Below are 435 nucleotides of genomic sequence, written 5' to 3' on the forward strand. Positions count from 1 at the left end.
GGCTGGGAAAAAATAGTTCAGCTAGGTGGTGTTGTAATTGAGGACGATGTCGAAATCGGGGCTAATTCGGCCATTTTATCGAGCTGCCGAAGTCTTGCAATACTTTTCCGCCATTGAGCATTAGGCTGAACGCCCGTTCCAGACGAATACACGCCAGGCTCACTCAAGCTTTTTATCACCATCGTCATTGCAGTGATATGCACATCGTCAGTTATCGTTAAATGACCCGCTATACCACTTGCGCCGCCGATAACACAGTTCTTTCCGATCGTCGTACTCCCCGCAACAGCACAACATGCTGCCATGGCAGTATTTTCGCCAACACGGACATTGTGAGCAATTTGAATCTGATTATCGAGCTTAACGCCCTTCTCGATTACTGTATTGTCCAAAGCTCCACGATCAATGGCCGAATTAGCCCCGATTTCGACATCG

1 pseudogene is annotated in these 435 nt (G+C 48.0%); it reads right to left on the reverse strand.

What is annotated here, in order from left to right:
• Nucleotides 1–17: 17 nt before the first annotated feature.
• Nucleotides 18–435, reverse strand: a pseudogene (locus tag A3757_RS06145) (hypothetical protein); the annotation flags it as partial.

This window comes from Oleiphilus sp. HI0117 (genome assembly GCF_001635235.1).